The organism is Dyella sp. OK584 (genome assembly GCF_057787755.1).
The window spans coordinates 3857642-3877579 of the sequence record NZ_CM173542.1 but is presented as its reverse complement, the minus strand read 5'-3'; the positions used below and the strand labels follow the sequence as shown (position 1 = coordinate 3877579).

Sequence of the window (19938 nt, the reverse complement as noted above, 5' to 3'; positions counted from 1 at the left end):
CTCTCGGCCTCGACCAGGTGCCATCCCTTGGCGCGGCAAGGTGGGCGACACGATTGATCTTCCTTGTTTCCGGCATCGGCATGTCCGCCTGGGCGCCAATGGTTCCGTATGCCAAGGCACGCCTTGGCCTGGACGACGCGCAGCTGGGACTCGCGCTGCTCGCGTTCGGCGGTGGGTCGATGCTGTCGATGCCTTTCGTCGGCTGGCTTGCGCATCGGCTTGGCAATCGCACGGTGATCGTGGCGTCGGGCCTGCTGATGTGCGCCGCGTTGCCGATACTGGCGCTGGCCTCGACGACGCCAGTGTTGGTCGGCACTTTGTTCTACTTCGGCGTGATGCTGGGTGCGGTGGACGTGGCGATGAACGCGCACGCCGTCGAGGTGGAAAGGCTCGATGGCGGTCGTCTGATGTCGGGCTTCCATGGACTTTTCAGCATCGGCGGCCTGACGGGCGCGGCCGTGGTGAGTGGCCTGCTGGCCGTGGGCGTGCCACTCGTGGCCACCGCGAGCGGCATTGCCGCAGTGCTGGTGGTGCTCGTGCTGTGGCTGCGCGGCAGCCTGCTGGACGACGGCCCTTCGGCGGCATCCACGGAACGCAATGAATTCAGCATGCCGCACGCGTTGGCGTGGGTGCTTGGCCTGATGTGTTTCGCGAGCTTTCTCGCCGAAGGTGCGATGCTCGACTGGAGCGCAGTGTTCCTTCGCGACTTCCGTGGCGTGGCCGCGGCTTCGGCGGGTTTCGGTTACGCCTGTTTCTCGGTGGCGATGGCGGCGGGCCGACTCACCGGTGACCGGCTGATCGCCCGACATGGACCTGTGTGGGCCGTGCGCACCGGCGCCGCATTGGCCGTCTGCGGTTTCCTGCTGGTGGCATGGGTGCCCAGTGCCGCGATGGCGCTCGGCGGATTCGTGCTGATCGGCCTGGGCGCCTCCAACATCGTGCCCGTGATGTTTAGCGCCGCCGGACGATTGCCCGGCACACCTCCGGCGATTGCCATCGCCACCGCCACCACGCTTGGTTACGCGGGGCTGTTGAGCGGGCCGGCGCTGATCGGTTTCGTGTCGCATGCCAGCAGCCTTCCGGTGGCGTTTGCCGCCGTCGCGGCACTGCTGGTCGTGGTGGCCTTGTCGGCGAGGATCGTGCAGCGATGAGTAACTCCGTAAATACCGTGATCTTCGATCTGGGCAACGTGCTGGTTGCCTGGGATCCCCGCCAGCTGTACCGGCGGTTGATCGAGGATGAGGCGCAGATGGAATGGTTCCTCCGCGAGGTTTGCAACAGCGCATGGAACGAGCAGCAGGATGCAGGACGTCCGTGGGCCGAAGCCACCGCAGTGCTACGTGCCAGGTTTCCCGAGCATGCCGCGTGGATCGACGCCTATCACCATCGCTGGGTGGAAACCCTCGTCGGTCCCATCGAGGGAACCGTCGCACTGTTGGCCGAACTTCGCGAGCGCGGCGTGCGTCTGCTGGCCTTGACCAACTGGTCACAGGAAACGTTTCCGATCGCGCGCGAGCGTTATCCGTTCCTGCAGTGGTTCGAGGGCATTGTGATATCCGGCGAGGAGCAGCTGATCAAGCCCGACCCGCGCATTTATCAGCGCCTGCTCGAACGCTACGGTGTGGAACCCGCGAGAGCGCTCTACATCGACGACTCCGCGCGCAACGTGGCGGCAGCGGAGGCGCTCGGCATGCGGGGCTGGCGGTTCAGGGAGCCGGCAGGGCTGCGCGCGCATTTGATGGCGCTGGGCCTGCTGGACGCAGACGCAGAGGTTCGCCATGGCTAAGGCGGTGCCCGTCATTCCTGAAAGCGGCGCGCTGCCCGAGGAGCGACAGCAGCGCATCCTGGCGAAGCTGCGCAACGATGGCCGGGTGGTGGCCGTCGAATTGGCCACCGCGTTTGGAGTTTCGGAAGACTCGATCCGTCGTGATCTTCGCGAACTCGCCGCGCAGGGACTATGCAAGCGCGTCTATGGCGGTGCGTTGTTGCCGGCTGCGACGCCGGCGCCGCTCAAGCAGCGACGTGGCGAACATTCGGCACGCAAACTCGTGCTGGCCCGCAAAGCGGTGGAACTGGTGCGACCGGGCCAGACGCTCCTGATCGACACCGGCACGACCAACACGGTCATAGCGTCCGTGCTTCCGGTGGATGCGGGGCTGATCGTTATCACCAATGCGCCTCTCATCGCCCAACTGTTGCTGGACCGCGAGGGCTTCGACGTGCTGCTGATCGGCGGACGCATCGATGCCGCCATTGGCGGCACCGTGGGAGCGCAGGCGGTAGAGCAGGTGAGACGCGTGCGTGCCGACGTATGTTTTCCCGGCACCTGCGCGATTGACGCGGCGCATGGATTGTGGGGCTTCGACAGCGAGGAGGCGCTATTCAAGCGCGCGATGATCGAGGCCAGCGACGAGACGGTGGTGGTGGCTACCGACGACAAGCTCGGCGCAGTGGCGTCGCATCAGGTGGCCGAGCTCTCGCGCGTGCAGCATCTGGTGGTGGAGCATTCGGCGGATCGTGCCACGCGAGTGGCGTTCACGGCGCGTGGCGTGGCGGTGCATCGGGCGGAGGCGGCGAGCTGATGCCCTTACTTCCTCTCCCCTTTGGGGGAGAGGATTGAGGTGAGGGGTGGGTGCTTGCGGAAGCACTTCAACAAAGGTGGGGTTCTAACAGGTGCCATCGCAAGATTGGCCCCCTCACCCCAGCCCTCTCCCCAAAGGGAGAGGGAGAAGTGCGGAATTACTGCTGGCGTTCCCACACCTGGGTGCGGCCGAGCAGCGAGAAGCCGATGTAGCCGCGCACGGTGAGCTTGGTACCGTTTTCGACGGTCTGGAGCTTGACCTTGTAGATCTTGCCGGTCTTGGGATCGAGGATCTTGCCGCCATCCCACATGTCGCCGTCCTGGTGCACGCCCCACATGATGTTCATGCCTTCGACGGGTTTGTCCTTCCGGTCGCCGTCGCAATTCTTGCAGGTCGGGTGCGGGCCCTCGTCGGACTGCAGCACTTGCAGCACGGTGGCCTTGAGCTCGCCGCCTTCGTTGGTGATCTGCACGATGGACTTGGGCTTGCCCGTCTCATCGTCGATGGTCTTCCAGGTGCCGACCGGGGTGTTCTCGGCGGCGAACACCGCACCCGCACCAAGCAGGAGGGCGGCGGCAACGGCAACGCGAAGCAGTGACTTCATAGGTGATCCTCCCGTACGAAAGCGTATGTTTGGAGCCTGACCGACGCCGCACAAAGCCGTCAAGCTGCAGTGCGAAAGCCTTTGTGACCGGTCCCGGGCCAGTGGCTGGCATAATGGGCGATCCCCATGACAATCCACGACTTCCTATGACGCAAGCGAGCGAAGCCCTGGTCCGCCAGATTCTCGGCGAGCTGCAAGATCCCCATACCGGTGCACCACTGGCCGATACCGTGCGTGCCGTGGGCGTGGACGGCGACCGCGTCTCGGTGGACATCCAGCTGGGCTATCCGGCGGCGGGTGTGATCGACGCGCTGACCGTGCGCATCAAGCAGGCGCTGGAAGCCGACTCGGCCATTGCCGTGGCGTCGGTGTCGATCGGCACGCGCATCCACGCGCACAAGGTGCAAGGCACGCTGGCACCGCAGCCGGGCGTGAAGAACATCATCGTGGTGGCCTCGGGCAAGGGCGGCGTGGGCAAGTCCACTGTGTCGGCCAACCTGGCGCTGGCGCTTGCGGCCGAGGGCGCCAAGGTGGGTGTGCTCGACGCGGATATCTACGGTCCCAGCCAGCCGCGCATGCTTGGCATCAGCGGCAGGCCGCAGTCGCCGGACGGCAAGAGCATCATCCCGATGGAAGCGCACGGCCTGCAGGCCATGTCGATTGGTTTCCTGGTAGACGAGGAAACGCCCATGATCTGGCGTGGCCCGATGGTCACCCAAGCCATGATGCAGCTGCTCAACGATAGCCGCTGGGAACAGCTCGATTACCTCATCGTGGACCTGCCGCCAGGCACCGGCGACATCCAGCTCACGCTGTCGCAGAAGGTGCCGGTGGCCGGCGCGGTGATCGTCACCACGCCGCAGGACATCGCCCTGCTGGACGCGCGCAAGGCGCTGAAGATGTTCGAGAAGGTCGACGTGCCGGTGCTGGGCGTGGTGGAGAACATGGCCACCCATGTGTGCTCGAACTGCGGCCATGAGGAACACATCTTCGGCGAAGGCGGCGGGGCGCGCATGGCCAAACAGTACGGCGTGGCTTACCTCGGTTCGCTGCCCTTGGATATCCGCATCCGCGAGCAGGCTGATGGCGGTACGCCGACCGTGGTGGCAATGCCCGAGTCCGATCTCACTGCACGCTACCGTGAGATCGCCCGCAACGTCGCTGGCCGGCTGTCGCGCAAGCCGCGCAACAAATCGCTGGGGCTGGGCAAGATCATGGTGCAGGGCACACCGTGAGTCCGGATGCCGGACGGCTGGCGCCACTTCGTGTGCTGTGCCTGTCCGGCAGTTTGCGACAGCGTTCCGGCAACACCGCTTTGTTGCGGGCTGCCGAGCAACTGGCGCCAGTGTCGTTGGAGCTGGCGCTGTATGACGGGCTGGCGAGCCTGCCACCGTTCAACCCCGACGACGAGATGAGCGCGCTGCCCGCCAGCGCGGCAACGTTGCGGCAGCGCGTAGGAGCTTGCGATGCGCTGCTGATGGCATGCCCGGAATACGCCCATGGCGTGCCCGGCCCATTCAAAAACCTGTTGGACTGGCTGGTGGGCAGCCTGGAATTTCCGGGCAAGCCCGTGGCGCTATGGAATGCCTCGGCGCGCGGCTCGTACCACGCGCAGGAGGCCCTGAGGGAAATTCTAGGGACCATGTCAGCGCAGCTGCTCACATCGCCTTCCGTCACTGTGCCCTTGCCGGGTGCGGGCTGCGAGGTGGCGGATATCCTGGCCGATCCCGCGCTGGTGACGCAGATACGGGGCGCGCTGGATGCGTTATCCCTTGAATTGGCCCGGACGACTGGCGGGTGAGCCAGGATTTCCGCTATTTTTCGAGTCTTTACGCCAGCCGGCGCGACTGACAACCCCTTCGGGAGTCCGAGTGAGTATCAAATCCGACAAGTGGATCCGCCGTATGGCCGAGCAGCACGGCATGATCGAGCCGTTCGAGCCGGGCCAGGTCAAAACGCGCGAGGGCAACAGGCTTGTCTCGTATGGCACGTCGAGCTACGGCTACGACGTGCGCTGCGCGCGCGAGTTCAAGATCTTCACCAACATCAACTCGACCATCGTTGATCCGAAGGCGTTCGACCCGAGCAGCTTTGTCGACGTCGAGGCGGATGTGTGCATCATCCCGCCCAATTCCTTCGCGCTGGCGCGCACGGTCGAGTTCTTTCGCATTCCACGCAAGGTGCTCACCATCTGCCTGGGCAAGAGCACATATGCGCGCTGCGGCATCATCGTCAACGTGACGCCGCTGGAGCCGGAGTGGGAGGGCCATGTGACCCTGGAGTTCTCCAACACCACGCCGCTCCCGGCGAAGATCTACGCCAATGAGGGCGTGGCGCAAATGTTGTTCCTCGAATCCGACGAGGAATGCGAGACCAGCTACAAGGATCGCGGCGGCAAGTACCAGGGCCAGCAGGGCGTGACCCTGCCGCGTACCTGATGTCGTGCGTCCCGCTTCCGCCGAAGCGGTTGCGGGACACCTGAATGGTTGCCGTCCGGGCCCGGTACGCTATTCCGGGGCGGCGCTACACTTCCACTGTTCACACCGATGCATTGCAGGAGATCCCGCATGACCCGTTTTCCCACGCTGCTGACCCGCGCGGCCGCAGCCATCCTGCTGGGCAGCATGCTGGTGCTGGCTGGCTGCCATCGCGGCGGCACCAAAGATGAAGTGCGCACCGCCGACATGAAGAGCCAGTTCGACGCGGTCGTCCAGGCTTACAAGAGCGGGCAGTTCGTCGTGGACGGCGCCGTGCTGTCTGCGCTGGATACCGGCAGCCACTTCGCCTACCTCAAGGACCAGGGCAAGCTGCCCAAGACCGTGCTACTCGAACCCAGTGACGATTCGAAGATCCGCAAGCAGCACCTGCAGTACATGGCACGCCTGCAGCTCGACTATGGCTTCACCGTGTACTACGACGATGGTGGCACGCTGAAGAAGATCAGCGTGGTCGACACCAAGGCGCGCGACCTCGAAGACTACAAGGCGCCGCCTAAGGCCGACACACCGCCGCCGCAGCAGCACCACTGATCGCTGGTGGTTCGACTAAAAAAGCCCGCGGAGAGATCCGCGGGCTTTTTTTATGGCGTTACGTGGAAGGGGGGCGCGCACGGGGTGCACTGCTACGTGAGCGTTTCTTTTGTAGGAGCGCACCCTGTGCGCGACCTGTCGCCCTCAGCGCATCAGTTCGCCGCGCAGCCGCATCAAAAGCGACGACAGCGCATCTTCCCCATAAGGTTCCGCACGACCGCTTCCCCATACCGGCCCGGGCCACGCCGCGTCACCTTCGCGTCGTCCAACCACATGGACGTGCAATTGCCGCACGATGTTCCCTAGCGCACCGAGGTTGAGCTTGTCGTACGGGGCGATCGTACGCAACGCATGCGAGACAAGATTCACTTCCTGCCACAGGGTGGCTTGCTGGTCAGCAGCAAGATCGCTGATCTCCACCAACGCCGGTTGCCTGGGCACCAGCACCAGCCACGGAAAGCGCGTGTCGTTCATTAGCAGCAACTCGCACAGTGCGAGTGATACGACATGATACGTATCGGCCGCCAGGCGCGGATCAAGCGCGAAATGGGCCTTGCTCATGCGGTGTGCGCCAAGTGCTTATTGAAGAACGTCAACGTGCGCTGGTACGCCAACTTCGCGCTGACCTCGTCGTACTGCGCCCCCACATCACGGTTGAAGGCGTGGTCGGCGGGGTAAGTGAACAGCTCCATCTGCGGCAGCATCTCGCGGTGCTTCTGCACCATCTCCGGCGAAATGCTCTTGTCCTTCTCGCCGAAGTGGAACATCACCGGCGCCTTCGGCTTCTCGCCCAGAAACGGTACGTTGCGTGCGCCGTAGTAACTGACCGAAGGCAAGCCCAGGCGCAGTGCCGAAAGCATGGCCACCGTACCGCCCCAGCAATAACCCACGGTGCCGATGCGGCCGGCAGAGGCGATGGCTTCGGCCGCGCTGGCGACGTCTTCGACGGCGCGATCGAGCCCCAGCTCCACTACCAGCTCCTTGCCGTGCGTATAGCCGGCCTCGTTATAGTCCAGCTCCACACCGGTCTCCAGATGATCAAAGAAACAGGGGGCAATGGCCGTATAACCAGCCTCGGCAAAGTGGTCGGTGACGCTGCGGATGTGCGCGTTCACGCCGAAGATTTCCTGAATCACCACGATGCCGCCCTTGGGCTTGCCCGCCGGTTGTGCCAGATAGGCACCGATGCACTGCATGCGCGTGGTGTTGAGATGGATGGTCTGACCCATGGTGGGCACTCCCGAGGCGACAAAGGCAAATTCTAGCCATTCAGGGATCGGAGCTGCCGTAACGTATAATGGTCCGTTTTCCGCATAGTTACGGTTGCACATCCATGTCGCAGGCCTCACCCAAAATCGGTTTCGTCAGCCTTGGCTGCCCCAAGGCGCTGGTCGATTCCGAGCGCATCCTCACCCAGCTGAAGGTTGAGGGTTACGAGATCGTGCCCAGCTATGGTGCAGCCGACGCGGTGGTGGTCAACACCTGCGGCTTCATTGATGCGGCCGTGCAGGAGTCGCTCGACGCCATTGGCGAGGCGCTGCACGAGAACGGCAAGGTGATCGTCACCGGTTGCCTGGGCAAGCGTTCGGAGCTGATCCGCGAAGCTTATCCGGACGTGCTCGCCATCACTGGTCCGCAGGACTATGCGAGCGTGATGCAGGCAGTGCACAGCGCGTTGCCGCCCAAGCGCAATCCGTTGCTGGACATCATTCCCGATACGGGCGTGAAGCTGACGCCGAAGCACTACGCATACCTGAAGATTTCCGAAGGCTGCAATCACCGTTGCAGCTTCTGCATCATCCCGTCGATGCGTGGCGATCTTGTCTCGCGTCCGGTCGATGAGGTGCTGCTGGAAGCCGAGCGCCTCGTGAAGGGCGGCGTGAAAGAGCTGCTGGTCATCTCACAGGACACCAGCGCCTACGGCGTGGACCTGAAGTACGCCGAGCGCCAGTGGCGCGACAAAACCTACCGCACGCGCATGACCGAGCTGTGCGAGGGTCTGTCGGAGCTGGGCGTGTGGGCGCGTCTGCACTACGTTTACCCATACCCGCATGTGGACGAAGTGATGCCGCTGATGGCGGAGGGCAAGCTTCTTCCGTACCTCGACATTCCATTCCAGCATGCGAGCCCGCGCATCCTCAAGCTGATGAAGCGCCCGGGCAATATCGACAAGACGCTGGAGCGCATCAAGAACTGGCGCAAGGTCGTGCCGGATCTCACCATCCGCAGCACCTTCATTGTCGGCTTCCCCGGCGAGACGGACGCGGAGTTCGAGGAACTGCTCGATTTCCTGCGCGAAGCGGAGCTGGATCGCGTGGGTGCGTTTGCGTATTCGCCGGTCGATGGCGCCAAGGCCAACGAGTTGCCGGGTGCGGTGTCCGAAGAGCTGAAGGAAGATCGCCTCGAACAGTTCATGGCTGTGCAGGCGGAAATCTCTGCGGCCAAGCTGCAGCGCAAGATCGGCCGCACCATCAAGGTGCTGGTGGATGAAGCCGGGGCCGATGGCGCTATTGCGCGTTCGGCGGCCGACGCGCCGGAAATCGACGGCGTCGTGCATATCGCCAACGGTCAGTTGCTCAAGCCAGGCCAGTTCGTCGACGTGGTGGTGGAAGGCGCCGACGAGCACGACCTGCACGCGCGACTGGCAGGCTGACCGGCACGCGGCGTGGCGCATGCGTTACGTGGCGCCCGCTCGCGGAACCGTTGAACCCGAGGTTTTCGCGCGTTTGCCGTTGGCCGGCTGGCAAGGGCATGCCGGCTGGTTGCGGCATGAAGCATGGCCGACGGTCGATGCATTCAACGCGGCCCGGCCTTCGACGATGGACGAGCGCTTCGTGGTGCAGACATCTGAGTTGCTCGCTGACGGCCTGCACTATGAGCAGCGAATCGCCATGCGCGGCGAGATCGCCACGCGCGATGCCAACTGGCATGACCTTTTCAATGCGCTGATCTGGTTGCGGTATCCGGACATCAAGCGCGCGCTCAACGCGCAGCAGGTCGCCGAGATCGCCCATATGGGAATCAGCGCCCGCTCGCGTCCTCAATACGCGATGACGCATTTCGACGAGGCGGGCGTCATGGTGGTGTTGCGTGACCAGTCCCTGCTGGATTTGTGGGACGCCCACGATTGGCATGGCCTGTTCTGGCGCGAGCGTGCCGCTTGGCAGGACGGTCGGGCTGCCGTCGAGGTGTTTGGGCATGCGTTGCTGGAGCACGCACTGACGCCTGACAAGCTGCTGGTGGGGAAGGCGTTGGTCTTTCTGGCGGAAGCCGGTGAAGCCAGCCCTGGGCGTGTCTGTGCCGACGCCATACGGGCCGGGAGCCTGCTGCGGGACCCGCTGGAGCTGCGCCCCCTTCCGCTGTCCGGCATTCCCGGGTGGCACCCCGATAACGGTGGCGAGTCGTTCCACCGGCATACGGCTTGCTACCAGGCGCGCCGTGAAGGGCGCGAATATCCGTTACCCGTGCTTTTGGTGCCCACGGCCGCCACCCCTGACATCTGTGAAATTGCGGTACCTGCCCAATCGCGCTAAAAGCCAAGGCAGCGGAGCGCGGGAGAACGGGCAATGGATATAGCTTGTCGGGGGCGCTTTGAAGGGGGATGGCGGCTGTTTCAGGCCGGGTTGCTGGCTTGCCTGCTCATGTCGGGCCGGTCGGCGGCGGCCGAAAATTCGGGAGCCACCCCAAAAAACGACCCCGTCGCCATCCGCTTTGGCATCCTGCCGATTGGCAGCGCCGCCGAATCGCGCGAGCAATGGCGGCCCTTGCTGGACGATCTGGAGAAGAAACTGGGGCACCCGGTGACCACCGTGTCCGTCAGCAGCTACGCCGGCTTGTCCGGCGCCATCGGCGACCAGCGCGTGGACATTGCCTTCCTGTCCGGCCGGCTGGCCATCGAGGCCGTGCAGCATCAGCACATGAGCGCGGTGGCGCAGTTCGTGCGCAACGACGGCGCCAAGGGCAATACGGCCATGCTGATCGTGCGCGCCGATAGTCCGATCCATGATCTCAAGGGCATGTTCGCTCGGTCGGGGTATTGGCGCTACGCGCGCGGCGAGACGCTTTCCGTCACCGGCTATGTAGCGCCGGAGGCTGAGGTGTTCGCGTCACGCGGGCTCAACTCGGACACCTTCTTCGCCCGGGTACGCGTGGGCAATCATCAGAACAACGCGCTCGCTGTGGTCAATGGCGAGGTGGACGTGGCCACCACCAACAACCCGGACCTCGACCTGTTTCGCCGCAACTTCCCCAGCGAGGCAGCGCAGATCAGGGTCATCTGGCGGTCCACCCTGATTCCTTCCGGGGTACTGGTCATTCGTGATGGTCTGTCCGATCCGCTGCGCAGTCAGTTGATTGCTTTCATGCGTGGCTATGGCCACTCCCCCGGCGTAGCCGGGGAGCGGGAACGCGCCAATCTTGCCCGCATTCCGGATCTGGCCGGTTTTGCCGCGGCTGACAATGGTGTGCTGAAGCCCTTCATTGATCTGGAATTCCAGCTGATACGCGAACAGACCCAGCATGGTCGATGGGTCAGCGAGCAGGCGCGTGATGTCCGCCTCAGGCAGATCGATGCCGACTACCAAAAAGCCGTACGCCAGCTGCTGAGGCACTGAGGTCTCGTTCAACAGATGGGTGCTAGGGTGGCGCCCTTGCCGGCAGCGCCCGGTTCATTCGACGGAGATTTCCATGCCCGCTTTCGATCGCTTCCTGCATGCATGCCGCCTTGGCGTGCTGGCATTGCTGCTCGGGGCGGTGCCAGTGGCACATGCGCAGCTTGCACCGTCAGGGCTGCAGGACGCAGATAAGCAGCAGATCAAGAACTACAAGCTCAACGACGACGTGTTCGGTCGCCTGGCCGCGGCCACACGGGAGGCACGGGCATCAGGCGTACCGCCGCAGGCCGCACCTGACGCGACCAACATACACAGCCTCGACGATCTGGCCGCCCAGGCGATGGCAAGCGACCCGCGCGTTCCCGCGCTGGTGAAGAAGTATGGCTTCACGCCGCGCGAGTTCATGCTGGCCAATATCGCCCTGATGAACGCGGTGATGGCGGCGCAGGCGCGCAACGATCCCGCGCTGGCCAACAACCTCAACCAGGTTTGGGTCAATCCCGACAATCTCCGCTTTGTCGATGCGCATCAGGCGCAGATCGCAGCACTGATGCAGGGCAACTGACGGGTCTTTGGTCGCGCGAGCTGCGTGCGACCAGGCTGCGCTGGGCTCAGTAATTCACCGCCACGATCACGAAATGCGTGCGACCGGCAGGCAATTCGGCCTCGAATTCATCGTCCAGGCGCTTTTTCAGGATGGCGCGCGCAAGCGGTGAGTCGATGCTGATCCAACCTTGTCGCGCATCCGTCTCATCCGGTCCGACGATGCGATAGTTCACGCTTTCGCCGGACTCGACGTTCTCAAGTTCAATGCTGGCGCCGAAGAACACCATCTCGCGATCCGGTGGCGCACCTTCGGCGACCTTCAGCGATGGAATGCGTTTGCTCAGATAACGCACACGGCGATCGATCTCGCCAAGCTGCTTCTTGCGATAGGTGTATTCCGCATTCTCCGAGCGATCGCCTTCGGCCGCCGCTGCGGCCAGTGCCTTCACAACTTCCGGGCGAAGGGTGAGCCACAGGTGATCGAGTTCAGCCTTCAGCTTTTCGAAGCCTTCACGCGTGATGATGGCGGTGGAGTGCGGGGCGGGTGGTCGCCAGCGAGTCATGTTTGGAACATCCGTTGCGCAGCGTATGGGTCGCCGATTTTATCGACTGTCGCCGCTCGTTGCGTACACCAGCGGGAGCATGTGTTCATGCCCCCGCCGTGCATCTGCTGCATCAGGGGCTGTTGACCATGTTGACCATGTCGCTTGCCGTCATCGGTCCGAAGGAAAGCGTGTCGGTGTGTGAGGCCACGAATTCCCGGAACTCGATGGATGACTTTGCGCCTGTGGTGAGGCCCTTGGCCTTGGCTGTATCGTCTTCCTTCTTCTGCTGCGCGTCGGTCAACGCCGGCGCTACTGCAATGTAATCCCAGGAGTCACCCTGATAGTGCGCATACCACTGGGCTCGCGGCAGTCCGAGCTGCTTGTCGATCGCATCGCGATCGGCCATCCATTTGAGGAAAGCCACATGCTTGCCGGGGGCGACACGATAGAGCGAGATGACGGCGCGGGCAGGTTCCTTGGCCGCGGCATTGCTTTGTGCGAAGGCAACCGGAGTCGCCAGCGCTAGGGCGAGCCATAGACACTTGCGGATGACGTGACGCATGGGTTTCTCCTCGTGCTTGGAGTGCCAGTGAACCGGTCCTATCGACGACCAGGGAGCGCCGGTGTCGCTCTCGAGCGGGGCGGTGCACCAATCCGGAGGAGTTGCCCGCGCACGCTACACCCGCGGTTGCGCACGCCGCAATATGGAAAAGTCGAAGGTGTCTCGACGAAGAGAGGACTCAGGCGTTATGGGGTTGTTGCAGGCGTTGCGCCAGCGCATCGATCTGCGCGCGCAGCGCATGGTCCGGCCATGCAGCAGCCAGCTTGCCCAGCAGTACGGTGGCCTCGGCACGCTGGCCAAGTTCTTCGCCCAGCAGCCGAGCGGCGAGCAAGCCTATGCGCGGTGTTTCAGGTGAGCGCGGCCAACGTGCCAGGAAGCCACGGCAGAGCTTCAACGCCAGCCTTGTCATGCCCGCGCGGGCGGCGAGTTCCGCCAGTGTTCCTGCATTGTCCGGATCATCGGGCAGGAAGTTCGCGTCCAGCTCCGTGCACTCCTGCACCAGGCCGAGGGCACGTCGGGATTCGCCGTTGACGAGCAGGGCCGAGATCCAGATTTGCCCGTGTTCCAACAGGCCCTCGTGCAGACCTTCCTGCCGAAGCAGCTCGCGGTAGGCATGGTGTAGCGGCGCAGGTGCACTGCGGTTTTGCATGCGGGCTACCAGCAAGGCGATGGCGGCACGGCGATCCGTGGCGGCAGTAGCCTTTACCTGGTCAAGCAGCAGTGTGTCCTCGTCCTGGCCATTCTCTCGTACCAGCTCCTCGGCTTCGGGTTCAATGCCAAAGCTCTCGTGGCGCTGGTGGATCATCGCGCCCATCAGGTGCAGGTTGAGGACGATCAGATACGTATTGGCGAAGGCGAACAGTGGCAGCGACAACAGCTTCGGCAGAAATGCCATGGCGAGCGAAGCCACCACGATCAGGGCGCCGGTTGCCAGGTTCAGCGCCACCGGAATCAAGTAAGCCCAACCGAAACGGCGCATCACCTCCCACCAGTTAACCGGGCTCATCGCCAGTTCGAGGCTGCCGTCAAAGGCCAGCGACATGTCGATGGCGGGCAGCGTGAGCGCGAACAGCACGATCAGCGGCCACAGTGCGGGTGGGTAGAACACGATGCTCAACGCACACAGGGCCACCGCGAACAAATGGATGGCCGTCAGCCCGTTGCCGGCGGCGGGGTTTTCGTCCACGCCGATGTTCGGCGGATCGGCAAACCCGTTGGCGGTATGCAGCATGCAGGTGGCGGCATAACGCCAGGTGGCTGCCCAGAGGGCGAAGCCGGCGATGACGCCGATGAATGCCGGCAGGATCACCAGGTAGTGCGCCAGTGCGAGTGCGGTGCAGGTGGCCAGCCCGCCGCCGCGCAACGGATAGCCAAGGCCCGCGACGAAGCGTTCGCGTAAGGGCGTGTCGGGTGAAACGGTGGCGATGCGAATCATGCAGTGACCTTCAACTTCCTCTCCCTTGCGGGGAGAGGATTGAGGTGAGGGGTGGGTGCTTGCGAAAGGGTTTCAAAAAAGCCGGCGTTGATGGCACGTAATTGCAAGATTGTCCCCTCACCACAACCCTCTCCCTGAAGGGGAGAGGGAGTAAAGACGCACCTCACCGCTTACCGCCAAAGATGCCGCCCAGCACGCCGCGCACGATTTGCTGGCCCAACTTCGAACCCACGGCACGACTGGCCGATTTCGCCATCGCCTCGATCATGCCTTGGCGGCGGCTGGTGCCCAGCAGTGCATCACGCACCGCATCCGACCAGCCGGGACCTTCGTTCGTCTGCGTGCCAGCGGGTGCCTGCTTCGCCACGTCCTGCGGGTCTGCCGCCTTGTCACTGGCGCGCTTGGCCAACATTTCCGCCGCCGATTCGCGATTGACCGATGTGTCGTACTTGCCGCCTACCGGCGAGCGTTGGCGAACGGTGGCGCGTTCGGCATCGGTAATGGCGCCGATGCGTGCGGTGGGCGAGGTCACCAGCACGCGTTCCACTGGCGATGGCACGCCTCCGTCCCGCAGCGTCGAGGCTAGCGCCTCGCCGACGGCGAGCTGCGTAATGGCTTCGACGACATTGATCTTCGGGTTGGCCACGAAGGTTTCTGCAGCGGCCTTCACCGCTTTCTGGTCGCGCGGCGTGAACGCGCGCAATGCATGCTGCACGCGATTGCCAAGCTGACCGAGGATGTTGCCTGGCACGTCGTCCGGGTTTTGCGAGCAGAAATACACGCCCACGCCCTTGGAACGGATCAGGCGCACCACCTGTTCCACGCGTTGCAGCAATGCCGGTGGCGCATCGTCGAACAGCAGGTGTGCTTCATCGAAAAAGAACACCAGCTTGGGTTGGTCGAGGTCACCCACTTCGGGCAGTTGCTCGAACAGCTCCGACAGCAGCCACAGCAAGAAGGTGGAATACAGACGTGGCTTGAGGATCAGTTGGTCCGCGGCGAGCACATTGATGACACCGCGACCGCTCATGTCCTGGCGCATCAGGTCAGCCAACTCAAGCGCCGGTTCGCCGAAGAACTGGTCGGCACCATCCTGCTCCAGCTTGAGCACGGAACGCTGGATGGCGGCGAGGCTCTGCGTACTTATCAGGCCGTAGTGCGTGGAGATGTCCTTGGCGTTCTCCGCGGCGAAGCTGAGCAGGGCGCGCAGATCGGGCAGGTCCAGCAGTAGCCAGCCCTGGTCGTCGGCGACTTTGAAAATCACTTCGAGCACGCCTTCCTGCGTGTCATTGAGTTCCAGAACGCGGCCGAGCAGGGTAGGGCCCATCTCGCTGATGGTGGCGCGCACGGGATGGCCGAGCTTGCCGTAGATGTCCCAGAAGATCACCGGGTTCGCCTGTGGCTTCCAGTCGGTGAGGCCAAGCTTGGTGAAACGGGCCTTGAGCTTGTCACCCGGTTCGCCTGCTGCCATGGCGAGACCGGCCAGATCTCCCTTGGCGTCGGCGAGAAAGCAGGGCACCCCCAGCTTCGAGAAACCCTCGGCCAGCACCATCAGCGACACCGATTTGCCGGTACCGGTGGCGCCCGCGATCATGCCGTGACGGTTGCCGTAGCGCGGGTCCAGGCACACGCTGGTGCTGTCATTGCGGCCGATGAGAATGTCAGTCATGGGGTTCCGTCCTATGGGTGCCGACCGATTGTAGCCATGCGTGTGCCAGGGCTTCACGCTTATGTGATGGCATGATCCGGCATGACCAAACGCATCACGTCGGTTGAGTCGCCGGCCCTGTGCGCAGTAAGGTCGGTCCTTCGATCTGACAGTGAAGTCGTCCATGTTTCCCCCCGCATTCCTCCGATCCCTGCGCCTTGCGCCCTTCGCCAGCGCGGCCATGCTGCTCGCCGCCTGTGCAAGTGGTGGCGCTGCCAAGCCTTCGCAGCAGGCCAATCAACTCTATGCGCAACTGGACCAGGCCAGCCGCGGCTACGAAACCGCGCTGGGGCAGGCGCGCGCCGGCAAGATGCAGGCCGCGCAGCAAACCCTGGATACGTCGCTCGACCAGCTGAAAGCCGCGGCGGCGCAGTGCCCAGGTACGTCGGGTTGCGATCCGCAGCGCTTCTTCTCAGCGTTCGATCGCCTGTTGCGCCTCAAGGATGGCAACTTTGCCCTAGGCGACGACCTGGGCAGCATGGGCGACGATTTGCCTGAAGGCAGCGACAGCGGCAAGACAGGCGCGGCCAGTCTGCCCGAGGCGCAGCGCAGCGTGACGCTGCTTCGCGGCCAGCAGCTGTCACAGCTGATCGCGATGAACGGCCCGGTGAAGGCAGCGCTGGAGATGTGGCTGACGCAGTGGCGCGGCAATCTGATGGACGCCTACGTCAACTATGAATTCCTGCGCTACCAGATGTGGCCCGAGTACCAGAAGCAGGACCTGCCCGAGGCACTTCTGTTCGGCATCATGGCCAAGGAATCCGGCGGCAAGGTGCACGCGGTGTCGCGCTCGGGCGCGGCGGGGCCGCTGCAATTCATGTATGCCACTGGCCTGCGCTTTGGCCTCAATACCGAGGACGGCTTTGATTCGCGCTTCGACCCTGCCGCGTCAGCACGTGCCAATGCCGAATATCTTGACGAGCAGCTCAAGGCATTCAACAACAACCTTGAGCTGACCCTGGCGGCCTATAACGGTGGCGAGGGGCGCATGCGTCGGCTCGTCGGCGACGATGCCTCGGTGAGCCTGTACGACCCGCGCATCTACAACCAGCTCTCCCAGGAAACCCGTGACTATGTGCCGGCCGTACTGGCGGCGGCGTGGCTGTTCTTGCATCCGGAAAGCTACAACCTGCGGTTCCCTCGCGTGGACGGGGCGCAGGGCAGCATCGTGCTCAAGCGGCCGGCGTCGCTGACCGAACTGACGGTGTGCCTCGGTTCGGCTGGCGGCATGAGTGATGGCTGGTTCCGCTCGCTGCGCAATCTCAACCCAAGGCTCGATCCGCAGATGGCACAGCCAACCGGCGTACGCATCGTGGTGCCCAAGGTGCTGGAGAAGCCCTACGAAGCGCGTTGCACCGATGGCCCGTGGCCGATCCTTGCCAACGATTTGCACACGGCAGTGCTCCCGGTGGTGCCGTCAACACCGGCACCACCGCCGGCATCGACACCTTCCCGCAGCTCCAGTACCACCGGCAAGACCCGCAGCTACGTGGTCAGGCGTGGCGACACGCTCACCAGCATCGCCAACAAGCTGAGTTGTTCCTCGGTACAGGAGGTGGCGCAGATGAATAGCCTAAACCACCAGCACATCAAGCCGGGTCAGGTCCTGAAGGTGCCGACTTGCCGTTGAGTGGAATCCGGAGCCCATTCGTTCAAAAGAAACGCCGCCCCTGAGGGCGGCGTTTCTTTTCCACGGCAATCGTTGTCAGGCGGCGGCTGTTGCCTGCATCCACGTCTGCATGGGATCGGCGCGATGCGCTTCCTTCAGCTCGCGCAGTAACCGCATCAGCTCGCGGTGGTGCGGCTGCAGGTTGGGGTAAGGGTTGTCCTTGGTCTCGTGATACGCGGCCGCCAGCCACAGCGCGAGACCACGCATCGCGACCTCGGGGTTGTCCGAGCGAGCGCGGGCCAGGCCGATATCGGTGCCCTGACCCCAGGGCAGGTAGCGCTCCTGCGGCGGCGTGCCATAAAGGTGCGGGAAGTCGCTGCGCGAGGCCTGGCCGATCTCGCGCAAGGCCATTGTCCCCAACCGGGCGCGACTGCGCTTGGGCAGGGCCTGGATGTTGCGCTCGATCTCGCGAAACTGTCGGCTGAGCTGGCGCCCGCGATTCATGGCGATGAGTCGGGTGACGATGCGCATGGTGTGTCCTCGGTCTGGCCTTGGGATGGCGCCCGCGCTCAGCGTCGCCTGACTGGGAGAATAGCCATGCCCGACGCAACGATGCGCCAAAAAGGTCACAAAACGACGGGGTGCGTCACTTGAACGTCAATAAATTGACGTTCGACCAGTTACCCGTTGAGCCGCACACCCAGGCGCTGGCCAAGCTTGACCGGCTGCTGGGATGGCAGCGCGTCGAGTTCCGCCATGCCCTCGGGGATCAGCAGGATCACCGTCGAGCCCATGTTGAAGCGCGCCATCTCGGCAAAGCGCTCCAGCGTGATGTTCTGTCCGGCGAAGGACTTGCGGCGGATCGACGGAGCGTAGGGCGGGATTACCAGGCCGTCCCACACGGTGGCCACGCTGGAAACCAGGATGGCGCCCACCATCACCACCACGAACGGACCTTGCGCACCCTCGAAGTGGCAGACCAGACGTTCGTTGCGGGCGAACAGACGCGGGATCGCTTCCACCGCGAACGGTGCCACGCTGAAGATGCGCCCGGGGACATGCACCGTTTCCTTCAGCGTGCCGGTCAGCGGCATGTGGACGCGGTGATAGTCGCGCGGTGAAAGGTAGATCGTGGCGAAGCGCCCGTTGCGGTACGGCACCGCGCTTGCCTCATCGCCCAGCAGTTCAGCGGCCGTGTACTCCTGACCCTTCGCCTGGAAGATGCGGCCCTCGACGATCTTTCCCATCTGGCTGATCTTGCCGTCGGCGGGCGAGATCAGGGCGGCTGGATCAGCATCCGCACGGCGGGCATCGGCGCGCAATTTGCGGGTGAAGAACGCATTGAAGTGCTGATAAGCCAGCGGATCGGGCTGCGCGGCCTCGGCCATGTTGACCTGATAGTTGCGCACGATGGTGCTGATCAGGAAGTTCTTCCACGGCTTGAAGGTCCAGCGTGTGGCCCAGTAAACCACTCGCGACAGGGCGCGATGAGGAAGGATGTATTGCAGGAGTACGTTGAAGGTCATCCCGCAAGTATGAACGATGCGGCCTGCGATTGCGCCGGGACTGAAGCCTTGTTTCCCCCGAGAAGATCGGCGATCGCAGGATCGCCGACCTTGTTTCGTTAGTGACCTGAGCCGAGCAAGGACCATCCAGCCGGATAGCTTGCCATGGGCGCGGACTGCCAGCCGTTGCTAAAGGCAGAGACCGTGTTCACGTACCAGGTCAAACGACCGGGTGCCCTGGGCGTCACGCTGGCATTGGGTGTTTCATTGCCCCACACCAGCACGGCTTCGTTCGCGCCATCCATGTTGCCGGTGGCACCCAGGTAATCGCCGGGGTTGATCGGGAAGCTGCGGATAGCGTTGAAGGTCGTTTCGCCCACCTGGCCCTGTGAGTCGTAGTAGCGAACCCACTCATACTGAGTGAACTGCATGGCATCGTCGTTCTGTACGTAGACGTTGATGCCTCCGAAGTCGCCAGCGATGGCGGCACCCACGATATGACCGTTGGGGTCGTAGTTGCCAAGGAACGTCGAAGTAAAGCCAGCATCCGAGCCTGCCCACAGATAGACATCATGGGAGTCGCTGGTCCAAAGCAGGTCGAGGTGGTTCGTCTGCAGGAAATGCCCGAACGCCGCCAGGTGATAGCCGCACGTTGCCTTGATTATCTTCCTCTCCAGTATGGTCGCGCCCTGCATTCGCCAGTAGCCAAACTCACACTTGCTGTCGTTCCACCATAGAAGGTCGGCGTTGTTGTCCCCGTCGATATCGCCCGCGCCCAGCAACTGCCAGCCTTCCGGATAGCTGCCGATACGGGTGGAATCGAAGCTGGTGCCGTTGGATGCCCAGAGGTAGAGGTCGCGGTTTGCACTGGTGAGCACCAGATCAGCCATGCGATCACCGTTCAGATCGCCCACGGCGCCCACGTAATAGCCAGGACGCACATTGAAGATCTTGCGTGTGCCGGGAACGTACACGTAGGGGTACGAATAGCTCCAGGTCGTCAGCCAGTAACCGACCTGATTTTTCTCGGCGTTGTACCAAAGCAGATCGCTTAGGCCGTCGCCGTCGACGTCGTCAGGCGCGACATAGGAGTAGTCCGGGCGAAAAACTTCATTGGCCTCTTGCAGAAACGCCGGCCAGGGCGTCGCTGTCGTCGAGCCAGTGTCGTTGCTTTGCGCCATGACGGGCCCACAAAAAAAC

Annotated in this window: 22 protein-coding genes; 12 read left to right on the top strand and 10 right to left on the bottom strand. The window is 63.5% G+C overall.

Translation table 11 applies throughout. The annotated features are described in order from the left end of the window. Positions 1-80 precede the first annotated feature (80 nt). Genes AC3CBN_RS17495 through AC3CBN_RS17485 form a run of 3 tightly spaced genes read left to right on the top strand, consistent with a single transcriptional unit; the run spans position 81 to position 2582 of the window. On the top strand, positions 81-1151 hold the full coding sequence (locus AC3CBN_RS17495; RefSeq protein WP_488636761.1) for an MFS transporter: 1071 nt from the start codon (positions 81-83) through the stop codon (positions 1149-1151). Beyond that, the gene (locus AC3CBN_RS17490) at positions 1148-1786 is read left to right on the top strand and encodes an HAD family hydrolase (protein WP_488634264.1); all 639 of its coding nucleotides are present in this window, start codon (positions 1148-1150) and stop codon (positions 1784-1786) included. Before AC3CBN_RS17495 ends, AC3CBN_RS17490 begins: the two co-directional genes overlap by 4 nt. Then, positions 1779-2582 (top strand): DeoR/GlpR family DNA-binding transcription regulator, encoded by an 804-nt coding sequence (locus AC3CBN_RS17485; protein ID WP_488634263.1) that lies wholly within the window; start codon positions 1779-1781, stop codon positions 2580-2582. The genes AC3CBN_RS17490 and AC3CBN_RS17485 overlap by 8 nt, the downstream gene beginning before the upstream one ends. 157 nt (positions 2583-2739) lie before the next feature. Here the strand turns inward: AC3CBN_RS17485 and AC3CBN_RS17480 are convergent, their stop codons facing one another. Beyond that, positions 2740-3186, bottom strand: a complete 447-nt coding sequence (locus tag AC3CBN_RS17480) for a DUF2147 domain-containing protein (protein ID WP_488634262.1) — start codon at positions 3184-3186, stop codon at positions 2740-2742. Positions 3187-3332: 146 nt separating this feature from the next. On the opposite strand from AC3CBN_RS17480, the gene apbC reads away from it, so the two are divergent. From apbC to AC3CBN_RS17460, 4 genes are all read left to right on the top strand, one after another. Further along, the gene (apbC, locus tag AC3CBN_RS17475) at positions 3333-4421 is read left to right on the top strand and encodes an iron-sulfur cluster carrier protein ApbC (protein WP_488634261.1); all 1089 of its coding nucleotides are present in this window, start codon (positions 3333-3335) and stop codon (positions 4419-4421) included. Beyond that, positions 4418-4987 carry an NADPH-dependent FMN reductase gene (locus AC3CBN_RS17470; RefSeq protein ID WP_488634260.1) on the top strand — a complete coding sequence of 190 codons (570 nt, stop codon included), beginning with the start codon at positions 4418-4420 and terminating at the stop codon, positions 4985-4987. The genes apbC and AC3CBN_RS17470 overlap by 4 nt, the downstream gene beginning before the upstream one ends. 70 nt (positions 4988-5057) lie before the next feature. Further along, positions 5058-5624, top strand: coding sequence for a dCTP deaminase (dcd, locus tag AC3CBN_RS17465; protein WP_488634259.1), 567 nt, complete (start codon positions 5058-5060; stop codon positions 5622-5624). A 129-nt stretch (positions 5625-5753) separates the two neighbouring features. Next, positions 5754-6215: a hypothetical protein gene (locus tag AC3CBN_RS17460; protein WP_488634258.1), complete on the top strand. Its 462-nt coding sequence runs from the start codon at positions 5754-5756 to the stop codon at positions 6213-6215. Between the two features lie 144 nt (positions 6216-6359). Here AC3CBN_RS17460 and AC3CBN_RS17455 read toward each other — a convergent pair whose 3' ends face one another. Further along, the gene (locus AC3CBN_RS17455; protein WP_488634257.1) at positions 6360-6776 is read right to left on the bottom strand and encodes an HIT domain-containing protein; all 417 of its coding nucleotides are present in this window, start codon (positions 6774-6776) and stop codon (positions 6360-6362) included. Then, on the bottom strand, positions 6773-7444 hold the full coding sequence (locus AC3CBN_RS17450; RefSeq protein ID WP_488634256.1) for a dienelactone hydrolase family protein: 672 nt from the start codon (positions 7442-7444) through the stop codon (positions 6773-6775). The genes AC3CBN_RS17455 and AC3CBN_RS17450 overlap by 4 nt, the downstream gene beginning before the upstream one ends. Before the next feature lie 104 nt (positions 7445-7548). Between AC3CBN_RS17450 and rimO the strand changes: the two genes are divergently transcribed. The 4 genes from rimO (at position 7549) to AC3CBN_RS17430 (ending at position 11393) form a co-directional block, all read left to right on the top strand. Next, entirely contained in the window at positions 7549-8868 is a 1320-nt protein-coding gene (rimO, locus tag AC3CBN_RS17445; RefSeq protein ID WP_488634255.1) for a 30S ribosomal protein S12 methylthiotransferase RimO, read from the top strand. 19 nt (positions 8869-8887) lie between these two features. Further along, the gene (locus AC3CBN_RS17440) at positions 8888-9748 is read left to right on the top strand and encodes a DUF3025 domain-containing protein (RefSeq protein ID WP_488634254.1); all 861 of its coding nucleotides are present in this window, start codon (positions 8888-8890) and stop codon (positions 9746-9748) included. Positions 9749-9781: 33 nt separating this feature from the next. Then, positions 9782-10828, top strand: coding sequence for a phosphate/phosphite/phosphonate ABC transporter substrate-binding protein (phnD, locus tag AC3CBN_RS17435; RefSeq protein ID WP_488634253.1), 1047 nt, complete (start codon positions 9782-9784; stop codon positions 10826-10828). A gap of 73 nt (positions 10829-10901) precedes the next feature. Then, complete coding sequence (locus AC3CBN_RS17430) at positions 10902-11393, top strand: hypothetical protein (RefSeq protein ID WP_488634252.1); 492 nt, start codon at positions 10902-10904, stop codon at positions 11391-11393. A 46-nt stretch (positions 11394-11439) separates the two neighbouring features. Here AC3CBN_RS17430 and greB read toward each other — a convergent pair whose 3' ends face one another. From greB to AC3CBN_RS17410, 4 genes are all read right to left on the bottom strand, one after another. Then, positions 11440-11937 (bottom strand): transcription elongation factor GreB, encoded by a 498-nt coding sequence (gene greB / locus AC3CBN_RS17425; RefSeq protein ID WP_488634251.1) that lies wholly within the window; start codon positions 11935-11937, stop codon positions 11440-11442. A gap of 112 nt (positions 11938-12049) precedes the next feature. Beyond that, positions 12050-12481, bottom strand: coding sequence for a hypothetical protein (locus AC3CBN_RS17420; RefSeq protein WP_488634250.1), 432 nt, complete (start codon positions 12479-12481; stop codon positions 12050-12052). 178 nt (positions 12482-12659) lie between these two features. Then, a complete protein-coding gene (locus tag AC3CBN_RS17415; protein WP_488634249.1) occupies positions 12660-13916 on the bottom strand; it encodes a tetratricopeptide repeat protein in 1257 nt (418 codons plus the stop codon). 163 nt (positions 13917-14079) lie between these two features. Further along, positions 14080-15585, bottom strand: coding sequence for a helicase HerA-like domain-containing protein (locus tag AC3CBN_RS17410; RefSeq protein WP_488634248.1), 1506 nt, complete (start codon positions 15583-15585; stop codon positions 14080-14082). Positions 15586-15748: 163 nt separating this feature from the next. Between AC3CBN_RS17410 and AC3CBN_RS17405 the strand changes: the two genes are divergently transcribed. Then, entirely contained in the window at positions 15749-17254 is a 1506-nt protein-coding gene (locus AC3CBN_RS17405) for a transglycosylase SLT domain-containing protein (RefSeq protein ID WP_488634247.1), read from the top strand. A gap of 75 nt (positions 17255-17329) precedes the next feature. On the opposite strand, the gene AC3CBN_RS17400 is transcribed toward AC3CBN_RS17405, so the two are convergent. The 3 genes from AC3CBN_RS17400 to AC3CBN_RS17390 form a co-directional block, all read right to left on the bottom strand. Then, complete coding sequence (locus AC3CBN_RS17400) at positions 17330-17764, bottom strand: hypothetical protein (RefSeq protein ID WP_488634246.1); 435 nt, start codon at positions 17762-17764, stop codon at positions 17330-17332. 149 nt (positions 17765-17913) lie between these two features. Further along, a complete protein-coding gene (gene asd / locus AC3CBN_RS17395; protein WP_488634245.1) occupies positions 17914-18759 on the bottom strand; it encodes an archaetidylserine decarboxylase in 846 nt (281 codons plus the stop codon). A 98-nt stretch (positions 18760-18857) separates the two neighbouring features. Beyond that, positions 18858-19919: an FG-GAP repeat domain-containing protein gene (locus tag AC3CBN_RS17390; RefSeq protein WP_488634244.1), complete on the bottom strand. Its 1062-nt coding sequence runs from the start codon at positions 19917-19919 to the stop codon at positions 18858-18860. Between the last annotated feature and the right edge of the window lie 19 nt (positions 19920-19938).

Coding starts and splice junctions, on each gene's coding strand:
- AC3CBN_RS17495 (WP_488636761.1), top strand. CDS start 81: ATGTCCGCCTGGGCGCCAATGGTTCCGTATGCCAAGGCACGCCTTGGC.
- AC3CBN_RS17490 (WP_488634264.1), top strand. CDS start 1,148: ATGAGTAACTCCGTAAATACCGTGATCTTCGATCTGGGCAACGTGCTG.
- AC3CBN_RS17485 (WP_488634263.1), top strand. CDS start 1,779: ATGGCTAAGGCGGTGCCCGTCATTCCTGAAAGCGGCGCGCTGCCCGAG.
- AC3CBN_RS17480 (WP_488634262.1), bottom strand. CDS start 3,186: ATGAAGTCACTGCTTCGCGTTGCCGTTGCCGCCGCCCTCCTGCTTGGT.
- apbC (WP_488634261.1), top strand. CDS start 3,333: ATGACGCAAGCGAGCGAAGCCCTGGTCCGCCAGATTCTCGGCGAGCTG.
- AC3CBN_RS17460 (WP_488634258.1), top strand. CDS start 5,754: ATGACCCGTTTTCCCACGCTGCTGACCCGCGCGGCCGCAGCCATCCTG.
- AC3CBN_RS17455 (WP_488634257.1), bottom strand. CDS start 6,776: ATGAGCAAGGCCCATTTCGCGCTTGATCCGCGCCTGGCGGCCGATACG.
- AC3CBN_RS17450 (WP_488634256.1), bottom strand. CDS start 7,444: ATGGGTCAGACCATCCATCTCAACACCACGCGCATGCAGTGCATCGGT.
- rimO (WP_488634255.1), top strand. CDS start 7,549: ATGTCGCAGGCCTCACCCAAAATCGGTTTCGTCAGCCTTGGCTGCCCC.
- AC3CBN_RS17440 (WP_488634254.1), top strand. CDS start 8,888: ATGCGTTACGTGGCGCCCGCTCGCGGAACCGTTGAACCCGAGGTTTTC.
- phnD (WP_488634253.1), top strand. CDS start 9,782: ATGGATATAGCTTGTCGGGGGCGCTTTGAAGGGGGATGGCGGCTGTTT.
- AC3CBN_RS17430 (WP_488634252.1), top strand. CDS start 10,902: ATGCCCGCTTTCGATCGCTTCCTGCATGCATGCCGCCTTGGCGTGCTG.
- greB (WP_488634251.1), bottom strand. CDS start 11,937: ATGACTCGCTGGCGACCACCCGCCCCGCACTCCACCGCCATCATCACG.
- AC3CBN_RS17420 (WP_488634250.1), bottom strand. CDS start 12,481: ATGCGTCACGTCATCCGCAAGTGTCTATGGCTCGCCCTAGCGCTGGCG.
- AC3CBN_RS17415 (WP_488634249.1), bottom strand. CDS start 13,916: ATGATTCGCATCGCCACCGTTTCACCCGACACGCCCTTACGCGAACGC.
- AC3CBN_RS17410 (WP_488634248.1), bottom strand. CDS start 15,585: ATGACTGACATTCTCATCGGCCGCAATGACAGCACCAGCGTGTGCCTG.
- AC3CBN_RS17405 (WP_488634247.1), top strand. CDS start 15,749: ATGTTTCCCCCCGCATTCCTCCGATCCCTGCGCCTTGCGCCCTTCGCC.
- AC3CBN_RS17400 (WP_488634246.1), bottom strand. CDS start 17,764: ATGCGCATCGTCACCCGACTCATCGCCATGAATCGCGGGCGCCAGCTC.
- asd (WP_488634245.1), bottom strand. CDS start 18,759: ATGACCTTCAACGTACTCCTGCAATACATCCTTCCTCATCGCGCCCTG.
- AC3CBN_RS17390 (WP_488634244.1), bottom strand. CDS start 19,919: ATGGCGCAAAGCAACGACACTGGCTCGACGACAGCGACGCCCTGGCCG.